Consider the following 398-nt stretch of genomic DNA (forward strand, 5'->3'; position numbering starts at 1 on the left):
CCCGTACCTCGCGTTCAGCGTGCTGCTGGCCGCGGGCATGCGCGGCATCGCCGACGGCTACCAGCTGCCCGAGGAGGCCGACGCGAACCTGTTCGAGATGGACGACGCGGCGCTCGCGAAGCTCGGCATCAACCAGCTGCCGCAGTCGCTCGCCGATGCCCTCCGGGTGATGGAAGGTTCGCAGCTCGTCCAGGAAGCGCTGGGCGAGCACATCTTCGAGTGGTTCCTGCGCAACAAGCGCCGCGAGTGGCGCGACTACAAGACGCAGGTCAGCCAGTTCGAGATCGACCGATATCTGAGGGCGATCTGATGGCCACGACGCACGGCATGTTGGCGGTGTACGCGCAACCGGTCCCGCCCGAGCTGGCTCGCGTGCTCGACCTCGCCGGGTACTCGTG

The 398-nt window shown here is 67.6% G+C and carries 1 pseudogene; it reads left to right on the forward strand.

Annotated features, from left to right (window positions below):
• Positions 1-310 (forward strand): annotated as a pseudogene (locus I6F37_RS43355) (glutamine synthetase); the annotation flags it as partial.
• Between the last annotated feature and the right edge of the window lie 88 nt (positions 311-398).

It is taken from the genome of Bradyrhizobium sp. NBAIM08 (genome assembly GCF_020193935.1).
GTDB classification, from domain to species: domain Bacteria; phylum Pseudomonadota; class Alphaproteobacteria; order Rhizobiales; family Xanthobacteraceae; genus Bradyrhizobium; species Bradyrhizobium yuanmingense.